Below are 18,225 nucleotides of genomic sequence, written 5' to 3'. Positions count from 1 at the left end.
CGGGAGCGTCTGGAAGCAGAAGTATGTTCTCGTTAAAACGTGTGCTTGCTGGCAGTTTGCTGTTGTGTTCAACCGCGAGCTGGGCTGACTCATTTTCTCTCCCTGTCTGGAAAGAAGAGGCCGAAGCATTAGGTTATGTCTTACCGAAGCCGTTCGGGTTTAACGTGAGCTATATGAGCCTGGAACAGGGCATAGCGGTGGATTCAATTGGGTTTGAAGGGTTGGTGGCGAAGGTGCCGGAAATGACTATTCCAACACTGCCTTTTCTTCCTGACATCGTGATTCCGGGTTTTGATGTCCCCATCCCACGCGACATGATCGATATTCAGGCTGCACCGGGAAGACAAAAAAGCGAAGTGCTCTCTGTTCGTGGTGACGTCTGGCTTTTCCCTTTCTTAAATGTATATGGTCTGGTGGGTAAGCTCGAAGGTTATTCAGAAACCAGCGTGACCGTTGGCGTGAAAGGTTTTGATAAACGCAGCGATCCCATCGCATTCAGACTCGATTTGGATGGTGATTTGTATGGCGGCGGCATTGTGCTGGCCGGTGGTTATGGGAACTGGTTTGGTCTTGTCGATGCAAGCTACACCAAAACCAACTTGACCGTGATTGATGGTGCTATTGATGCCTATGTGGTGTCACCGCGCGTTGGCTACGACTTCCACTCAAAAGGCGTTCCTATGCGTCTTTGGGCTGGAGCCATGTATCAGGACGTTGAGCAGTCACTGTCAGGCAATCTTTCAAGCCTTGACTTGCCTTCAGGCCTTTCCGGTTTGTTAGGAGCAGTAAATCAAGATGACGAAGGGCGTTTCCATGTCGAACAGCGATTGACGACCCCCTGGAATCCGATCATCGGTATGCAATACCAAATCTCACCTCACCTGTATCTTCTGGGTGAAGCGGGACTTGGCGATCGCACCAGTGTGTTCTTCTCGATTGATATGCGTTATTGAGGGGAAACATGAAAGCGATGACATCTCTGGCGCTGCTGACGCTGGCATTGCCAACCTTGGCACTGGCTTCCGAGGCTGACCAACAGGATTGGATAGATAAGCTTCTGACAGAGCTGGGCTCAAGCGAGAGCATCAATGTCGAAGAGGGCATTGATTGGGGTGTGCTGCCAGGGCCATTTGTGAACCCAGAGCAAGGCTTTGGTTTCGGTGTGGCCGCTGTGGGTCTGTATGCGCCTTCAGACTGGGTTGAGACTACGCCTTATTCCACTGTGGCGGTAAAATCTTATGTCTCGACCTCAGGCTCCTATGGTCTCGGCGTGGAAAACCGTACTTATTTGAAAGGCGATACCCTTCGTTTGTTGGCAGATGGATGGATCAGTCATGCACCAGGCTATTACTGGGGTATTGGCCGCGATGCGGCGGAAAACAGTGATAACAAAACCGAGCAGCAGGCGCAGATCCTGAAACTGTCTCCGAAGGTGTCTTATCAATTCCTGCCAGAGTCTTACGTCACCGTCGGCTGGGACTTTCAGCGCCTGACTCATCAGGAGTCTGATGGGCCGATTTTGTCAGGCTCAGCGCTGGATGACGCCATCAGCAGTGGTGCCGTGATGGCACTGGAGTACGACAGCCGGGATTTCGAACCCAACCCAGAGCGTGGTCGATTGGTCAGCGCCGAGTGGGTGTCTTACCGAGATGCGTTTGGCTCTGATTTCAACTACGACAGATTCACGCTGAACTACCGCGAGTACCAGCGCATGTCGAAAGACAGCATTCTGGCGTGGGATGTATATAGCCAGGGCGTGACAGGTGATGTGCCTTGGTATGCCTATTCCGAGCTTGGCAGCGACAAACGTATGCGCGGCTATTACATCGGTCAGTACCGCGACCGCTATCAGCTTTCCGCGCAGATGGAGTGGCGACACCAATTCAATGCCCGACACGGCATGGTGACTTGGGTGGGTGCGGGCAACATCGCGCCGGACGCAGATGCATTGTTTGATAACAGTTGGTTACCAACAGTCGGTATTGGCTACCGCTTTGCTTTTAAACCGCGGATTAACGTGCGTTTCGATTTTGGCATCGGTAAAGACAGCAGTGGGTTCTATTTCCATATTAACGAAGCGTTCTAAACAACAATCATGATGGTGAGCTGAGTGAAACCTTTTGGTCGCCGCCTGTTAATTGGTGGTCTTTTTCTGAGTGTCAGCAGTGTGGCATTGGCCAACGCACCGGTGGGTGTTCGCCCTTGCTGCGCCTTTGGTAAAGATTTAAAAGCACAGGTTGGCGGTGTGCCCGTTCCCTTTTTTTCGGTGGGCAACGTGCTGGAGGCAAAAGGTGTCGGCAACCACCAATACAATGATGGTTCGCAACGGGTTTCCAGTAGTCTGCTGGGGATTGGCGAAGAGCATAATGGGCTTATCTTCACCCAAAAAGGCGGTTTTATTGATACTGCCCATGTGCGTGACACGGCAGATTTTACCTATTACCTGTTCAATGAAATCCGCTATCGCGTAGGGACAGACGCAGAGATTTTGCTACCCGCAGAACTTCGTGACCGCGTCATTGTGTTGAAGCGCAACACCACCCCGCTAAAGACGCAGGAAAAGCATGAAATCGCGGTGGATGTTGCTGGTGTCATGGCATTCCGCCTCGCCCAGTGGCATGAGATTGCGCAGTGGTTCGGCTTGGTTTCAGTGGCGGGTTTCAAAGAGCTCGCATCGGCTTACTCGCCAGAAGATCTGTACTCCAATATGCTGGGCGCCAAGCTTGCAATGTCCATCTTGCGAGAAACACCCGATTTGACGCTGGTGGAATTTGGCAAAGCCATGGATGTCGCTTTTGCAGAAAAGCTGTCTGCGTTGGAAGCTGCGCCAGAACATGAAACTTCTATGCGTATTGAAGCGCTGGACGGGAAATGGTGGGACAGTACTAAGCGGTTGCCAGACAAATGGGTGCTGCTGCATCGTGACTATCATCTTGCCTTGTCTTTAACACCCAATGGTGTGGAAAACGGAGAGTTGCAATCACTGCCTGTTGAGTTGGTGAATGGTGAGTTGCTTTCAAACTGGGCGCAATTTGAAGCAAGGGCGGCGAGAAAAGAAAAAGCATTTAGTGTGTTGCGGGATAGCCTGAAATCAAAAACAGTGTGGACAGAATCTGATTTTCAATCGTTGGCGAATTTCGCAAAAGCGGTGGATGAAACAACCCGTCCCTAAGGTCAACTAAACCTAGTAATTTCAGGTTCTCTAAAAATACAAAAAGGCGACATTATGTCGCCTTTTTGCTTTTCTGCTGCTGAAACTATCAAAACAGCAGAAATGATCCCCAGGTGATCACGACCAAAAGCAGCGCGATAAACACCGCAGCAGACCCAATATCTTTGGCTCTCCCGCTCAGCTCATGATGCTCTGGGCCGATGCGATCAACGACCGCTTCGATGGCAGAGTTGATCAGCTCTACAATCACCACGATAAATAGCGATGCCACCATCAAAAGTTGTTCAACCTGAGTCACAGGCAGAAAGAACGAAAGGGTGGTCATCAGGATCAACAGAACCAATTCCTGCCGAAATGCCGCTTCATTGTTCCATGCAGCGCGAAGTCCCTGAAAGGAGTACCCGGTGGCATGCAAGATGCGCTTCAGGCCAGTCACATGGGGTTTCATCTATGGAAATCTCGGGTTCACGAACAAAGCGTTATTTTGCGCGTGAATAAGAGAAATATCCATGCTTTTAGCTGATTAACTTTGTGCTGCTTTTTACCGAAATAAGTACCAAATCAACGCGAACTGAACTGCTGCAGTGTGTTTTTTGTCCACTATCACTGATGATTAAGTCTGGCTTCGAAGAAGCCAGTGAAAAGGACAATTTCTCTAAGCACCCACAGGTCAATGGAGCCTGAATGTCGGGTGCTGCATTAAAAACCTCACTTAAGGACAAAACCATGTTCCAACAAGCAGTAAAATGGACGCTCTATTTCTTCATGATCTGTGTGGTTGGCTTTGCACAGGCCGCCTCAGACAAATCTCTCAATGCCTTACTTAACGCCGCTGGTGTGGATGAGATGGTGAACCAGTTCCCGGCAACGGTGAAACTGGGCATTCTTGAAGCCCAGCAACAACAGGGTGCGTTATCAGAAAAAGAAGTCAACGCCATGTTGCAGGCTGCAGATGAAACCATCGTGCCGGCTAACATCCTTTCCGGCATTCACCAGTCCCTTTCTGGTGCTCTGGATGATGAACAAATCGCGACGCTGATGCGCTGGTATGAATCCCCGCTGGGTAAGGCGTTTACAGAGGCTGAGGCCAAAAGCGGAACGGAAGAGGCGTTCGCCGCTATGTCTGCTGAAGCGCCGGCTTTAATGAAAAACAAGCAGCTTATAGCTCAGGTGCAGAAAATCGATCAACTGCTCAATGCGACCAATATTACCGTTAACTTTTATGAGCAAGTTCAGTTGGCGATTTTTGCGGGTTTGATGTCAGCACTTCAACCTGATGTCCCCTTGGATATGGACAACATGAAACAAGAGCTGAGTGCGATTCGTCAGCAATCCACTGCTAACGTGCAGCAGATGGTTACGGTTTCTCTGGCTTATGCTTACAAAGACTTCACGGCGGAGGAGTTGGATCAATATATCGCGTTTCTTTCTACGCCTGATGCAAACCGTTTCAACCAAATTGCAGTGAAAAGCATGATCAATGAGCTGGAAGCGAGCTTTATGGCCTGGGCGAAAAGAGTGGGCGCAATAACGAAGGAAAAATAATACCAATCACAGTAGATAGGTGATCAGAAATAGCGCAGGAAAAACGCTCGAGAACAAGGCGAAAAATTTCGATAAGTATTTATTCTACAATCAAATTTTTCAACGCAGTTATCGAGCATTTTAACAAGCTAGGATGAGCAGATATTTACTACGATTGGTATAACCGGTCAACAGATCCTAAAAACAAAAAACGCCGCGATGAGCGGCGTTTTCTTTTGGTTGAAATCAGCGGTTACTTAGCGAAGTTCTCTTCGAAGTACTCGATGATGTCGTCTGACTCATACATCCACTCGACCGTGCCATTGTCATGCTCGATGCGAAGGCAAGGTACCATTCCGCGGCCACCTTCAGTGACCAACTCCTGGTAAGCTTCTCTGTCCGCACCTACATCAACCAGTGCCACATCAAGATTCATCATCTTCAATGCCGCACGGACTTTGAGGCAGAAAGGGCAGTAGTTTTTGTGGTAAAGGTTGTGAGCATTTAAATCAGGCATACTTCTTCCTTTTTTATTGTGAATGGTCTTGCTCGGCATAAGACCCGTGTTTTTGAATATTTTATTCATTGCTAAAGTAATAAGTTTCATCACCACGGAATCTCTTCACCTTGGTAATTTAAGAACCGTCCACTGTCTTTGATTTCAAGACTTTCCAACACCGAATAAAGCCCATTTGCTGATTCTTCTGCTGAAATGAGCGCATTTGGCCCGCCCATCTCGGTTTGCACCCAGCCAGGATGCAAGGCAATGGCGATAATGCCCTGTGGTGATAAATCGTTTGATAAGCTTTTTACCACGGAATTGAGCGCCGCTTTGGACGACCGATAGATATAGCCACCCCCTGAGGTGTTTTCTGCCATGCTACCCACTTTGGAAGAAATTGCAGCGAAGGTACCTTTGGCTGCTAAAAGGTGGTGATAAAAGGCTTCTGCAATTTTGAGTGGCGAAATCGTGTTGATTTCCAGCACCTTACGCCATTCATCCATGTCGGTATGGCCAAACCCATAGCCTTTGGGACCATAGTATCCGGCATTGTTGAGGATAAGGTTGTACTGCTTATCCGAGAGCGACTGGGCCAGCGCGTCAACCGCGGCGTGGTCTGTGACATCCAGCGCGTGGATACTCAGCGAATCATATTTCGTTGCGAGTGAGTTGAGCTCTGTGGCTTCGAATGGCTGACGGCAGCAGGCATCGACGTGCCAGCCAGCGTCGAGATAACGTTGAGTGAGTGCGAGCCCAATACCGCGGTTGGCACCCGTGATGAGCATGTGTTTGGAAACATTGGCCATCGTCATTCCCTAAGCTTGGGTATCAAAGTGATGGCCATGGTAGCAAATTCTCAGCAAAACAGACTTTGCTATCAGTCCCTTTTCATCGACAGCGTCAGCGCGTAGCGGTAATGCGCGGCATCGAGCAAGAACTCCGGATGCACACTTGGACTCCAGGAGTCATCGCCCCCAACACCCATGTGATAGCCATCAATGCGCAGATAGATATGATCGTCTGGCACCAACGCTTCCTGATGTTTGGCCTCAGTCAGACTTTCCTGACTGTAGCGGCTGACCGAGAAATGGAACATGCCTTCAATCCGAAGATTGTCGATATCCAACTGGCGAACATCACAACGCAGCCCGTTTTCTGAAGGAAAAATGTAAGGCGTGTGCATGTCGTCGATGCTGGCGAGATAACGGCTCACCATGGCACCGGCTTTACGGTCTGGGTAGTTCTCGAAAGGCCCGCGACCAAACCAAGCCACAGAGTTAGTGAGCGGTAAAGCAAGCTCCAGACCGACACGAGGCAGTGATGGCATATCCTGCGCCACGTTGACATCAACGGTCAGCGCGATAGTGCCGGAAAGGTCGACTTCGTAGCGCCAGAGCGTGCTGATCACCATGGCCCCACCGATGAAATAACCATGGTGGGAGCGGATTTGCACCGTATCAGACAGCACATCGACGGTGTTGAACAGATTCTCATGGCGCAAATCAAACAGGCCGGATTGCTGCCACTTTCCAAGCCAGGCATTAGGGTCAGGGCGGTCTGCTTCGCTAGCGCCGATATCATTGTCGATAGGCGGGCGGATGAAGTTGTCTTTTGGCGCATCAAGAAGCTGTTCTTCACCTTCAATCAACCAGCGCACCAAATGGCCGCTTTGCTTGTCGAAGTCGAGTTCGAAGTGATCGCCTTTGACCGTCCAGTGGTCTGGCTCATCAATCACGTCAGGCAATCTGTCCGGTGCCAACTCAGGCGATTGCAACGCGCGGTAAACCGGCAGCACCAATTGCCCCCAACCGATAACGGTACCTTGCGGCGCCCAAGGCTCATCCGCCGAAAGAACAACCTCCAGATTCAGGAAGTATTCCTGATTGTGTTTAGGGTACGGCAGGGATTTAGCCAGTTCCACTTGTGCCGCTTTTCCTGCCAGCAAATGCAGAGCTTGCTCGCCACTGGTGATTTGCTTTCCATTGCCTTGAATAGACCAGCGCAGTGTCAGATTCTCCGGCGCATGGAATTGGTATTCATTGGCAAGCGAGACTACCAGAGGATACGTCCCTTCCAGCTTGTAACTGAAACGCTGCTGGTGGAATTTGGCTTCGAAAGCGGTGGGGTGTGGTGTTCTGTCAGGGAACATTAAGCCGTTGATGCAGAACTGGCGATCGTTCGGCGTGTCACCAAAATCACCGCCATAGCACCATTGACTACCTTGATCATCTTTCCGTACCAGTCCCTGATCGACCCAATCCCAGATAAAGCCACCCTGAAGGCGGGGATAGCGCCGGAAAGCCTCCCAGTACTTATCGAAACTGCCAAGACTGTTGCCCATGGCGTGGGCATATTCGCAAAGGATCAGCGGGCGGTTTTCATTCGGTAGGCCAATCCACTTGGACAGCGCCCATTTAGGTAGGCCAAGGTCGGTCTGATCTTGCTCCACGCGTGCATACATGGGGCAAATGATATCAGTGGCTGCGGTGTCAGCGCCGCCGGCTTCGTACTGCACTGGGCGGCTTGGATCGCGCTGCTTCACCCACTGGTACATGGCGTGGTGGTTATTCCCAATGCCGGATTCATTACCGAGAGACCAAATGATGATGCAAGGATGGTTTTTATCGCGCTCCACCATACGGGTGACACGTTCAGTGTACGCACTCAGCCATTCCGCGTTGTCAGAGAGCTGGCACATCGGCACCATGCCGTGGGTTTCGATATTGGCTTCATCAACCACATACAGCCCAAGTTTGTCGCATAGGTTGTAGAACGCAGGATGATTAGGGTAGTGCGAGGTGCGCACGGCATTGAAGTTGAATTGTTTGATGAGCTTGAGATCTTCTTCAATGTCTTCGACGGTTTGCACATACCCCTTTTCGGGGTGGAATTCATGGCGGTTCACGCCGCGGATCAGGGCAGGAAGATCGTTGATTTGCAGCAGGCCGTCGCTGATACCCACTTGCCTGAATCCCACATTGCAGGCTTCGATATCAACAGGTTCATCGTTCTCGTCCAGCAGCATGACTACCAAACGGTAGAGGTGCGGGTCTTCATCGCTCCAAAGCCTTGGGCACGAAACGATGAGTGAATGTTCGCAGCGATCTCCCCATGCGCCACGTTCGTCAATGACGCGTTGACCGGATTCAGCAATGACGAGTCCACTGAGGTCCGTGCCTTCATCAAAAAGCTGAATAGCCACTTTGTTGTACTTGCCTTCAAGCTTGGTGGTGACATTCAATGTGCCGACATGGTGGGTCGGGTCAAGCACGGTGTGTACTGTAAAATCGGCGATGTGATGTTTGGGCTTTTTACGCAGAGTGACATCACGGAAGATCCCGCTTAGCCACCACATATCCTGATCTTCTAAGTAGCTGCCATCACACCAGCGTAACACCACTGCAGTGATCTGATTCTCGCCCAGTGAGACGAAAGGGCTGAGGTCGAATTCGGCAGGCAGTCGACTGTCCTGACTGTAGCCGACAAAGTGGCCATTGCAGAACAGGTAAAACGCCGAGCTGACCCCTTCAAAACAAATCAGGGTTTGCGCATCCAGCCAACCATCATGCAACTGGAAGGTGGTGCGGTAAACGCCGGTTGGATTTTGGTCTGGCACCTTGGGAGGATCGACCTCAAAGGGATACTGCACATTGGTGTAGATCGGAATGTCGGAGGTGTCCTCCAATTGCCAGTTTGAAGGCACGGGAATTGTACGCCAACTTGCGTCATCAAACTCTCGGTTTGTGACCTCTGAAGGGACAAGTTCTGGCGAATCAAAAAGAGAAAATTGCCAGTCACCGTTCAGGGAAATGCGATGTCGGGAGACGGGAATTGCGTTGTATTGATCATCCAGCGCTGCTTCCACGCTCGGATAAGACGCCATGGGGCAATGTGCCGGAAGGCGGTTAAGCTGCGTGACAGCGGGATTTTCCCATTGGCGACGACGGATCAATTCTGCAAATCGGGTCATGTTGTGGTTCTCAAACTCGTCAATTCAATGCGGGGCCATGAAACGATTACGGTTCAACGGTAAAGGACAACAACATGGCACTTTCTGGGTCCATTACTGGCAAGCTTAGTCCAATTTGGCTTAGCTGATCGCCGTTAACGACCAGCATTTTTTCAATCCAGACAGGAAGATGCTTCATCGTCTTGCTAAAAGCTGCGGGGGCATCGACCACCTCGACACGGTAGCGTTTTTCCTTGCAAAGAACGGGTAATCGCAGTCGTTGTCCAAGCGCATGCTCCGGCATGGAGAGTTGCACGATGGCCAACAGCACCACGCTGTCATCCATCACACCGTAGATATGTGTACCGGGGTCAACCGATGGCAGCACAAAACTGGTGCCGTTGTGCAGTAGTGGACGATATTGCTTGTGGAGTGCGATGTATTTGGAAAATGCCCGGAGCTCGCAATCCTCGAGCCCATGGGGATCAAGCTCTGCGCCCATGTGGCCAAACAGGGCGGTAATACCCCGAAGTGACATGTCATGGCTGCGTCTGGTGGTGTGGCTGAGTTTGGGCCCAATGTGGCTGCCCATCACTTCCGGTGGGAAAAACAGCTGCATGCCGCGTTGGATAGTTTGGCGTTCTAACGCATCGTTGCAGTCGGAAGTCCAGAACCTATGGGTACGTTTCAGCACTTCATAATCCACACGCCCACCGCCGGATGCGCAGGATTCAATCTCTACATAAGGGTGTTTATCACGAAGTGTATCAATCAGACGGTAATACGCCAGCGTCTGGCCGTGATACGCCGCGCAGCCATTATGTGCGGCTTGTACAAGCTCGCGGTTCATGTCCCACTTGAGGTAGCCGATATGATGCTCGGTGAGCAGGCTGTCGAGTGATGACAACAGATAACCAAAAGCGTCGGGGTTCTGTAAATCGAGCACAAACTGATAACGTCCAGCCGGTTGTTGGTAACCGAGCTCATCCATACCCAGCATCCAGTCTGGATGGGCGTGGAAAAGCATAGAGTTTTTGCTGACCATTTCAGGTTCCACCCAAAGGCCAAACTCCATCCCTAGTTGGTTAATGTGTTCGATAACCGGCTTCAACCCTTCAGGGTACTTGCGCTTGTCTACCTGCCAGTCACCCAAGGCACGGGTATCGTCATCTCGGTTGGTGAACCATCCATCATCGAGAATAAAGCGCTCAACACCGAGCCTGGCGACTGCCGTGGCCATTTCCATGATGCGTTGTGGCTCGTGGTCGAAGTAGATCCCTTCCCAGGTATTGAAGTGCACAGGGCGCAGTTTTGATTGTGGAAAGCTCAGGATTTGATGGCGTACAAATTGGTGGAAGCGCTGCATCATGCCATTAAGACCTTCTGCGCTGAAGACGGCATACAAGTCGGGGGTGGCGAAGCTTTCTCCGGGGGCAAGGCTGATTTCACCCGCTGCCAATAATGCCTCGGCTTGCAGGTAGCGCCTGCCATCACTTTTTACCTGTGCCTGAATTCGGTGGTTACCGCTCCAGCCCAAGTGCATGCCAATGAGATTGCCACTCAGTTCGTGGGTCTCTTTTTGCAAAGCGACTAATCCCGGGAAAGACTCATGGGAGGTGCGGCCTCGGCGGTTTTCCTGAACAAAGCCTCCGTGTTTGAACGAGAGACGTTGCTGCTGGAACTCGTGAGACCAACGGCCATGGAAACTGATCAGATCGAGAAAATCGTCATCGACTGGCAATGTCAACGCGAGCCGTTGAAGGGCGTAATTCGTCGTTCCTGTATTCGTCAGTGTGTGGCTGAGTGTCAGCACGTCGCTGTCTTCATCCAAAACAAGCTTGGTGCATACCTTAAGCCCAGCTCTGGGATCGCTTAGGTGAAGCTGTGCGCTGCCCGGAGAGGCGGTAACAGACATCAATTCAAAGACCGGTGCCCAGTGTTTTCCATCACGGTGCCCTTCAATACCCGGGCTGCCAAAATCACCGCGGCCTTGCTCTGGGAGTAAGGCTAGTGGCATGGCTTCATCGAGCCTTGCCTGTCCAACTGGAAGGTCAAAAAGCGAATCATTGAGTGACGCATCGGCATCGATTTTCTTGCCCCAATAAGCCATGGAGGGGGCAGGCTTCAACATCAGAATCAGGCTGGTATGTGCTGATTGCAAATGGATGAAGTGTTCAGGCGACGCTTCGCTTCCTTTCGTGGACATATTGGCCATGAATCCATTCCCTTTTTTGGCGTCTTCGCGCCTGATAAACGGCACTATTCGCTATGCTTGGCGACAGAGTTTCTTGTAATCAGTATGGGTGTGTAGCTGCCTTTTTCTTCTGGAACCGGTTGTTGGATAGACAATGCGATAGCCTGCTCTGCAGCGAGGGCGGCCATTTGTTCAATCGGATAGCGCACCGATGTGAGTTTCGGGTGGAGGTAACGTGCGATGAGGCTGTCATCAAAACCCACGACCGAAACATCCTCCGGTACACGATAACCGCGGTCGGTCAGTGCGGTGATGGCACCGGCTGCCATGACATCGTTGTAGCAAAATACCGCGCTGAGGTGTTCGTTTTCCGTCATCAGCTTTGCCATGGCGCGCTCGCCACCGGTTTCTTCCGGCGTGTCAAAGGCCATCATGACGGGATGAGTTTCATCGGTGACGCGATAGGTATTCAGTGCATCTTCATAGCCTTTCTGGCGCTGCGCCGTATCTTCGATGGGGTGACTGGAACCGATGTACGCCACATAGCGGTGACCCTTTTCGATGAGATGTTCGGTGGCCAGATAGGCACCGCGATAGTTGTCGAGGTAGATGCAACGATCTTCCAAACCCGAGATCAAGCGGTTGATAAAGACGATTGAACCATGCTCTTCCGAAAAGGCGCGGAGCGTGTCGTCGTCCAGCGCTTTGCTGTGCACGATGAGTGAGGCGACCTGATTCTGAATCAGTGATTCAATGGCCTGCTTTTCCCTTGCGGCGTCATGGTAGCCGTTGCCAATCAAAAGGTGATGGCCTTGCCTATGGGCAATGGTATCAACATGTTTGACCAAGGAGCCAAAGAAAGGGTCAGACACGTCCGCCACAACGACACCAATCGCCCGGCTTCGCTTGCTGACCAAGGTGCGTGCTGCGGCATTCGGACGGTAGCCCAGCTCGCGCATGGTGCGTTTTACCAAATCGGCGGTATCGGATTTGGTGAGCGGCGAGCCGTTGATCACACGGGAGACCGTGGCAACTGACACGCCTGCCTTGCGCGCGACGTCTTTAATGGTTGCCATGAAGAAGATCTCCTATCAAATAGCCTGAAAGCGGCATTGTCATTACTCCTGCGCGTTGGCAGTGAGTGGTGCAGGGTCTTCCTCGCCTTCCGGACGATGGGTTATTGCCTGCTCGTTGCTGTCGAACAGGTGAATGTCGTCCGGAGAACAGTGCAGGGAGACAGTCTGAAAGGCTTTCACGGCGTTGTCGCCGGGAATGTGCACCTTGAATCCGTCTTCACCGCAATATTGGCCGAACAGGTAAGTACTGTTGCCAAGGCGTTCCACCACTTCACTATGAAACTGGAAATTAAAGCCCGGGCCTTCGCCAATCTGAATGTGTTCAGGTCGGATGCCGACGGTCACAGCCTCGCCTTCGCTGACCTCTCGGGCAACGCTGACAGTCACGGTTTGGCCGTCAGGCATAGCGACAGCGACCTCATTGCCGTTGATGGCAGAAATGCGGCCGGGGACAAAATTCATTTTCGGTGAACCGATGAAACCTGCCACGAACAGATTGGCGGGATTGTGATATAGCGCCAAAGGTGAGCCAACTTGCTCTACATTTCCGGCTCGCAGCACCACGATTTTGTCGGCAAGCGTCATGGCTTCGACCTGATCGTGGGTCACGTAAATCATGGTGTTACCCAGTTCCTGATGAAGCTTGGCAATCTGCAGACGCATTTCAACGCGAAGCTCAGCATCCAGATTAGACAGCGGTTCATCGAACAGGAAGACTTTTGGATCCCGCACAATAGCGCGACCAATCGCCACACGCTGGCGTTGACCACCAGACAATGCTTTGGGTTTTCTGTCCAGCAGTGCTTCAAGTTGCAGGGTTTTCGCTGCCCGGTCGACGTGCTTGTCGATCTCTGCTTTGTCCACCCCATTCATTTTCAGACCAAATCCCATGTTTTCCCTGACCGTCATGTGCGGGTATAGCGCATAGGATTGGAACACCATGGCGACCCCACGGTCTGCTGGGTCAACGTCGTTCACCTCTGTGCCGTCGATGGAGATGGTGCCATCAGAAATGGTTTCAAGACCCGCAATCAGGCGCAGCAACGTAGACTTGCCACAACCGGAAGGGCCAACAAACACCACGAACTCTCCCCCGCTGATATCCAGGTCGATACCGTGAATCGTTTCGATTTTACCGAAGCGCTTAATAACTTTTCTCAATGTGATGTCGGCCATACCGCGGTCCCTATGCAATCAGTTTCTTTTTGGTGATTCGAATTTCGTCGTTTCGGTCACCCTTTTCTAAAAATAGGCGGTTTTTCGACGAATGGAAACGTTTACATTGCCGATTTTGTGAACTAGTTTTAAACAATGAACTCGCGTTGGTTACATTTCAGTAACAAAAAAGCGTCGGATATCGTGCGTTGTTGGTTCATCAACGTTAGAAAAACAGGACGTAATATGACTGTGCATTCCTCATCAGCATCCAAGCCTTCCGCTGTTCAGCGAAGTCAGTTGGCAATGGCGCCTTGGTTCTTCCTTGCCCCCGCTATTGTCGTTTTCGCGATATATGTGCTTTATCCCATTGGTCAAAGTGTCTGGCTCAGCTTCTTTGAGTGGGACGGTCTGGGAGAAAAAACCTGGGTTGGCTGGGAAAACTACATTGAGCTTTTCGATTCAGACGCGTTTTACACCTCTTTGGTGAACAACTTCCTCTGGATGATCCTTTTCATGCTTGCCCCCCCGATTGGCCTTCTGATTGCACTCTTTCTCAATCAACAAGTGGCAGGTATCCGTCTTATTAAGGCGCTGTTCTTCTTCCCCTTCGTGATCTCGCAAGTGGTAGTGGGCTTGGTCTTTGCCTGGTTCTATGACCCGTCATTTGGTCTGCTGACGCAATTTATCGTCGCGCTGGGATTTGATCCTATTTCGATTCTGGCTGATGAAGATCTGGTGACATACGGCATCATCGCGGCCGGGCTTTGGCCTCAGGTGGCCTATTGCATGATTCTCTACCTGACGGGTCTCAACAACCTCGACCCCGAACAGCTTGAAGCGGCGCGTCTTGATGGCGCAAAAGGCTGGCGAATGATGTGGTACGTGGTGGTACCGCAGCTCAAACCCGCCACTTTCATCGCTGTAGTTGTGACGGTGATTGGTGCGCTGAGGTCATTTGACTTAGTGGCGACCATGACGGCAGGTGGTCCGTGGGGCAGCTCAACGGTATTGGCGTACCTGATGTATGAAGAGTCTATTTTCAATTACCGCATGGGTTATGGTGCGGCGGTCGCCGTGGTGCTCTTCCTGATTATGGATATTTATATCGCCTGGTTCCTGTGGCGAATGCTGAAAGGAGAGCGTTGATATGTTTCCAAGACCGATTGAACAACGCGGCAAAGTTGCCAACGCTACTTATCGCATCTCGCTGTACATTGCTGTGTGTCTTTGGCTGATCCCTCTCGCGGCTGTATTGATGACATCCGTGCGTTCCATCGCTGATATCAATGCCGGTAATTACTGGGGCATGCCCGATGAACTGCAGTTTGTTGAAAACTATACCCAGGTGTTCACCGCAACCCCGATGGCGCGCTACCTGCTCAACAGCTTGCTGATTTGTATTCCAGCGGTGGCGGGGGCGGTGGTGCTTTCGACCCTTGCAGGGTATGCACTGGCCAAATATAAGTTCCGCGCCAATATCTGGCTGTTTGCTCTGTTTATCGGCGGTAATTTTGTTCCGTTTCAGATTTTGATGATCCCGGTTCGCGACCTCACCATCAGCTTCGGTCTATATGACACCCACTGGGCGCTGATTTTCTTCCATGTCGCCTTCCAGGCCGGTTTCTGCACCTTATTTATGCGTAACTTTATGGTCGGTATTCCCGATGCTCTGATTGAAGCAGCGCGTGTGGAAGGGGTCAGTGAGTGGCGCATTTTCTGGTATGTGGTTCTCCCTTTAGTGAGGCCCGCACTGGCAGCATTGTCTGTTTTGGTCTTTACCTTTATTTGGAATGACTTTTTCTGGGCACTGGTGCTGGTTCAAAGCGATGAAGTTCGTCCTGTCACGGCAGGCCTGAACGCATTGCAAGGTCAATGGCTTGCATCCTGGCAGTACATGTCGGCAGGCGCGGTAATCGCTGCACTTCCGCCTGTGGCACTGTTTTTCACGATGCAACGCCACTTTATTGCTGGATTAACCTTGGGTGCAACCAAAGGCTGATCCCGGTTTAACGAAAGTAAGGATGAAGGATATGAGAACGCTTGCTAAGAAAAGCATGGGCATGATCAGCGCTCTGATGCTGGCGCTCAGTGGTTCAGTAACCGCAGGGACGCTGGTGATTAACTCTGATGCCTCAGACCCAGCACCAAAGAAAGCCTGGGCAGAGGTGATTGAAAAGTTTGAACAGGCGAACCCGGATATCACGGTAAAATACAACCTGTATGACCACGAAGCTTACAAGACCACGATTCGTAACTGGCTGGTGACTTCTCCGCCGGATGTGGTGTTCTGGTATGCGGGTAACCGAATGAAAACCTTCGTCGACCGTGGTTTGTTTGAAGACGTGAGCGATGTGTGGCAAGCCAATGGTATGGACAAAGATTTTGCCAGTGCTATGCCTGCGATGAGCGTCAACGGCAAGCAATACGGGGTGCCTTATACCTATTACCAATGGGGTATCTACTACCGCAAAGACCTGTTCGATAAATACGGCATTGCGGTGCCTAAAACGTGGGATGACTTGGTTGCTGCCTCTAAAACACTCAAAGACAACGGCGTGACGCCATTTACGATCGGTACTAAGTATCTTTGGACGGCAGCGGGTTGGTTCGATTATCTGAACATGCGTGTTAATGGTCTCGATTTCCACATCGATCTGATGGATGGCAAAGTGCCTTACACCGATCCACGCGTGAAAGCCGTATTCGAAAAATGGAATGATCTGGTTGAGCCGGGCTACTATCTCGACAACCACGCTTCTTACTCTTGGCAGGAAGCCCAGCCTTTCCTTTACAACGGCGAAGCAGCGATGTATCTGATGGGGAATTTCCTCGCGGCAAACTTTACCGAAGAAGTGCGTCCAAACATGGGCTTTTTCCAGTTCCCCGTGATTGATGCCAGTGTGCCAATGGCAGAAGATGCGCCAATGGATACCCTGCATATTCCTTCCAAAGCGAAGAACAAAGAAGATGCGCGTAAATTCCTGGCGTTTGTGGCGCAGCCTGAAATCCAGACCATGATTAACGAAGCGTTGCTGCAAATTCCAACCAACAATAAAGCGACACCGAAGGATGATGAGTTCCTGAATGCAGGTGTTGTGATGCTGGGTGAAGCGGCGGGTACTGCGCAGTTCTACGACCGTGATACCGATCCTGCGATGGCGAAAGAAGGCATGAAGGGCTTCCAACAATATATGGTCCACCCAGACCGAATCGACAAAATTCTTGAGAAGCTGGAAAAAACGCGCAAGCGTACTTTCAAGCAATAACCGATATATCAAACCTTTAGAATCAGAAGCAAGCGTTATTGGCATAACGCTTGCTTCTTTTTTGTACAGGTGGTTTAGGCATGTAAAAGAGGAAAATATATGCCGTACTCTAACACCCTGTACTAAATTTAAGATCCCGATGTGTAAAATGAATTGCTGACAGGAAAGGGCAATGCCAAATCTGATCAACGCCAGTTACTCGAACAACATGTACCTCAGCGCGCGTCAGCGTGAGAAAGATGAGGCGCAGTATGGCGCGCGTAATGAAGGCGTGAAAACTGATCAGTCGTTGACTCCCGCAGAACGAGCGGAAATGCTCCGAAAAGAGCGCGAAGAGAAAATGCAGGCGGATAAAGCACAGGAAGATTCGCCACAGCGTGGAGATTACCGTGGCTTGATAGACCGCGTGGCGGAGCAGGAAGCCAAAATGGCAAAATTCTCCGCTTACACCCAAGGTCAGCAGCAACTCTTAAAACAGGTCGAAAAAACCATCACGCCTAACGAAGGCGAGACGAGTTACAACTTCAAGGTTTAGTTTCCGCAACTCTTTCATTGACTGGCGATACCAATCAAATATCTATCACTTCCAAGTCGTGCCTTAGCGTGTCATATATCCCAACACAAGCTTTGTTGCTGGTAGGTAAAGAGGCTCGTAACCAGGTTTGATTATCTGACTACCACCCAAAGGTTTACCATCAGTAAAATTCAATGCATGTGGCCAATTGCATTGGATGAGTGTTGCGTTTGTTGCTTCCGATAACGCCTTAGGTGCTTTTGCATCCGCGGCTTGATCGTACTCGCTGTTGGAGAGCGAGGTGTTGCCTCCATGTACCCCGGCCACACGATGATATCTGGCATATTGGGAGAGATTTCAGTCAGAAACCAGTTGAGGTCATCAATTTCTCTGCAAATCACCACCCCAATGTCTAAGCCGTTGAGAGAGTAATTATTTCGACCTGACCCCTCTGAGAATATGCGTCTTTCACTTTGTGTTAAGCCGACTTTGTGCCACTGAGACTTCAAAGTTCCACAGCGGCCAAGTAAAAGGTAGCTATTGTAAATCGCACCATCGAAGTAGGTAGGCGTCCCGACCATGATGTTTACCCTTGCTTGGTATGCCGAACTAGCAAGAAAATCAATAGCTCGTCGCGTGGTCTCTTCATTAGAATGACTGAGCACTTCTCGATGGAAACCGGTTGTAGCAAGCTCGGGAAAAATAAGCAGATCTAGGCGATTGAAGCGGGCGCATAGCCGTGATATTTCGGCGACGTTTTCATCTAAGCTCCACGCCATAGGCATTTGGATAATCCCGACGTTCAAAATACCTCCTCTGATGTTCCCCAATGCTTGGTAGCAATCTCTTTGTGGGAAGCTAATCTGCCAC

The 18,225-nt window shown here is 50.9% G+C and carries 16 protein-coding genes; 8 read left to right on the top strand and 8 right to left on the bottom strand.

The annotated features are described in order from the left end of the window. Positions 1 to 23 precede the first annotated feature (23 nt). From G5S52_RS07455 to G5S52_RS07445, 3 genes are read left to right on the top strand one after another with little or no spacing between them, the layout of a single operon-like run. Complete coding sequence (locus tag G5S52_RS07455) at positions 24 to 953, top strand: TonB-dependent receptor (RefSeq protein ID WP_165012491.1); 930 nt, start codon at positions 24 to 26, stop codon at positions 951 to 953. Between the two features lie 8 nt (positions 954 to 961). After that, positions 962 to 2,086: a BamA/TamA family outer membrane protein gene (locus G5S52_RS07450; protein ID WP_165012490.1), complete on the top strand. Its 1,125-nt coding sequence runs from the start codon at positions 962 to 964 to the stop codon at positions 2,084 to 2,086. A 24-nt stretch (positions 2,087 to 2,110) separates the two neighbouring features. Next, a complete protein-coding gene (locus G5S52_RS07445; RefSeq protein WP_165012489.1) occupies positions 2,111 to 3,172 on the top strand; it encodes a DUF4056 domain-containing protein in 1,062 nt (353 codons plus the stop codon). A gap of 88 nt (positions 3,173 to 3,260) precedes the next feature. Here G5S52_RS07445 and G5S52_RS07440 read toward each other — a convergent pair whose 3' ends face one another. Then, positions 3,261 to 3,620 (bottom strand): diacylglycerol kinase, encoded by a 360-nt coding sequence (locus G5S52_RS07440; RefSeq protein WP_165012488.1) that lies wholly within the window; start codon positions 3,618 to 3,620, stop codon positions 3,261 to 3,263. Between the two features lie 236 nt (positions 3,621 to 3,856). Here G5S52_RS07440 and G5S52_RS07435 point away from each other — a divergent pair, with 236 nt between their 5' ends. After that, on the top strand, positions 3,857 to 4,717 hold the full coding sequence (locus G5S52_RS07435) for a DUF2059 domain-containing protein (RefSeq protein ID WP_165012487.1): 861 nt from the start codon (positions 3,857 to 3,859) through the stop codon (positions 4,715 to 4,717). 232 nt (positions 4,718 to 4,949) lie between these two features. Here G5S52_RS07435 and G5S52_RS07430 read toward each other — a convergent pair whose 3' ends face one another. From G5S52_RS07430 to G5S52_RS07405, 6 genes are all read right to left on the bottom strand, one after another. Further along, positions 4,950 to 5,213, bottom strand: a complete 264-nt coding sequence (locus G5S52_RS07430) for a glutathione S-transferase N-terminal domain-containing protein (protein ID WP_165012486.1) — start codon at positions 5,211 to 5,213, stop codon at positions 4,950 to 4,952. Between the two features lie 89 nt (positions 5,214 to 5,302). Continuing rightward, positions 5,303 to 6,004, bottom strand: a complete 702-nt coding sequence (locus G5S52_RS07425; RefSeq protein ID WP_205743819.1) for an SDR family oxidoreductase — start codon at positions 6,002 to 6,004, stop codon at positions 5,303 to 5,305. 71 nt (positions 6,005 to 6,075) lie between these two features. Then, on the bottom strand, positions 6,076 to 9,168 hold the full coding sequence (locus tag G5S52_RS07420; RefSeq protein ID WP_165012484.1) for a beta-galactosidase: 3,093 nt from the start codon (positions 9,166 to 9,168) through the stop codon (positions 6,076 to 6,078). A 46-nt stretch (positions 9,169 to 9,214) separates the two neighbouring features. Beyond that, positions 9,215 to 11,362: an alpha-galactosidase gene (locus G5S52_RS07415; protein ID WP_165012483.1), complete on the bottom strand. Its 2,148-nt coding sequence runs from the start codon at positions 11,360 to 11,362 to the stop codon at positions 9,215 to 9,217. Positions 11,363 to 11,406: 44 nt separating this feature from the next. Further along, positions 11,407 to 12,417, bottom strand: a complete 1,011-nt coding sequence (locus G5S52_RS07410; protein ID WP_165012482.1) for a substrate-binding domain-containing protein — start codon at positions 12,415 to 12,417, stop codon at positions 11,407 to 11,409. A 42-nt stretch (positions 12,418 to 12,459) separates the two neighbouring features. Then, on the bottom strand, positions 12,460 to 13,593 hold the full coding sequence (locus G5S52_RS07405) for an ABC transporter ATP-binding protein (RefSeq protein WP_165012481.1): 1,134 nt from the start codon (positions 13,591 to 13,593) through the stop codon (positions 12,460 to 12,462). Between the two features lie 285 nt (positions 13,594 to 13,878). On the opposite strand from G5S52_RS07405, the gene G5S52_RS07400 reads away from it, so the two are divergent. From G5S52_RS07400 to G5S52_RS07385, 4 genes are all read left to right on the top strand, one after another. After that, entirely contained in the window at positions 13,879 to 14,721 is an 843-nt protein-coding gene (locus G5S52_RS07400; RefSeq protein WP_369700095.1) for a carbohydrate ABC transporter permease, read from the top strand. Between the two features lies 1 nt (position 14,722). Beyond that, a complete protein-coding gene (locus G5S52_RS07395; protein WP_165012480.1) occupies positions 14,723 to 15,574 on the top strand; it encodes a carbohydrate ABC transporter permease in 852 nt (283 codons plus the stop codon). 55 nt (positions 15,575 to 15,629) lie between these two features. Beyond that, a complete protein-coding gene (locus tag G5S52_RS07390; RefSeq protein ID WP_438590714.1) occupies positions 15,630 to 16,841 on the top strand; it encodes an ABC transporter substrate-binding protein in 1,212 nt (403 codons plus the stop codon). 172 nt (positions 16,842 to 17,013) lie between these two features. Beyond that, positions 17,014 to 17,376, top strand: coding sequence for a hypothetical protein (locus tag G5S52_RS07385; protein ID WP_062707266.1), 363 nt, complete (start codon positions 17,014 to 17,016; stop codon positions 17,374 to 17,376). Positions 17,377 to 17,546: 170 nt separating this feature from the next. On the opposite strand, the gene G5S52_RS07380 is transcribed toward G5S52_RS07385, so the two are convergent. Next, a complete protein-coding gene (locus tag G5S52_RS07380) occupies positions 17,547 to 18,161 on the bottom strand; it encodes a carbon-nitrogen hydrolase family protein (RefSeq protein ID WP_165012478.1) in 615 nt (204 codons plus the stop codon). Between the last annotated feature and the right edge of the window lie 64 nt (positions 18,162 to 18,225).

It is taken from the genome of Grimontia sedimenti (assembly GCF_011045095.1).
Classification (GTDB): Bacteria; Pseudomonadota; Gammaproteobacteria; order Enterobacterales; family Vibrionaceae; genus Enterovibrio; species Enterovibrio sedimenti.
This window is presented reverse-complemented; position numbering and strand designations above follow the sequence as displayed.